This is a genomic window from Diplocloster modestus (assembly GCF_019042245.1).
Lineage (GTDB): Bacteria > Bacillota > Clostridia > Lachnospirales > Lachnospiraceae > Diplocloster > Diplocloster modestus.
Map to the genome: position 1 here is coordinate 1 of NZ_JAHQCX010000038.1, position 955 is coordinate 955.

1 protein-coding gene and 1 rRNA gene are annotated in these 955 nt (G+C 44.0%); both read right to left on the reverse strand.

Going from position 1 to position 955, the window contains the following annotated elements; translation table 11 throughout:
• Positions 1-256: hypothetical protein (locus KTH90_RS24680; protein ID WP_238727617.1), on the reverse strand; the 256-nt coding region annotated here is incomplete at its 3' end.
• Positions 257-584: 328 nt separating this feature from the next.
• Positions 585-702, reverse strand: a 5S ribosomal RNA gene (rrf, locus tag KTH90_RS24685).
• Between the last annotated feature and the right edge of the window lie 253 nt (positions 703-955).

Here is a 955-nt window from a genome sequence, read left to right on the forward strand (position 1 = left end):
GATTCTTTGAATTGGTTTCAATTAATCTTTTTAATCTCGGATGTCTTGAAGTTTCTTTTTTCTCGGTTCTGTTGGCGCTGCAGCGGCTGAATCCGGCGTTAGCTGGATTGTCGCGGTTGAGCACTTTGCAGTGGTTTTTCACTGTATCGTGTTCCTGCTTCGCTTTCAGTTCTTTGAAATCAGATTTTTCAATTGATTTTTTCAATGTGTAGTTTTCAAGGTACATGCTGGATGTCAGTCCTGTCTTTTGTCTCATCTATGCTGTCCGACTCGTTTTACCGGGTCATACGAATGGAACTTTCATCCTGTTGACTGATGCTTTATCAGTCATTAGAAATCAAAAACTTTTGTCAGGCTCCTTTCAGTCTGCTTTCCTTCATTCCTTCATTTTTCAATGTCAGAACGCGCAAATCTCTTTTGGATCCTTAACAGGGATTTTAACCTCTAATCACTGGTAAAACCAGCTCTGTGTTCTGCATCAGGTCCCGGGATGCTTCCCGGCCCGTATGCTGCAGAATCTATATGCAACCCGGATTCGTTCTGACTTTTTCAAGTCTTCCCTTCCCGGGAGTTTTTTTAAGAGAATCTGGCATCCACCTGCTCTCCCATACCGTCACCAGTATAGTACCATCGGCCGCCTAGGTCTTAACCATCGTGTTCGGGATGGGAACGGGTGTGTCCCCTAAGCGCATCGACACCAGAAGCATTGAGCACTTGACGAGGTTCTTTCGAGTCTAGTGCGAAAGCTGTTCGTTGCAACTCTTGATTATTGAACTGCTAATGTTCAATAATATAGCGAGAGCAAGCCGCTTTCTGGCGCGCTCGAGGTTAGTGCAATCGAACTTCCTCATTATTCAAGTACTGTTATCAAGTTTTTTCTTGATAACTAAACAGTAAAACAACCCTTACTTCTTCTTCCTTAGAAAGGAGGTGATCCAGCCGCACCTTCCGATAC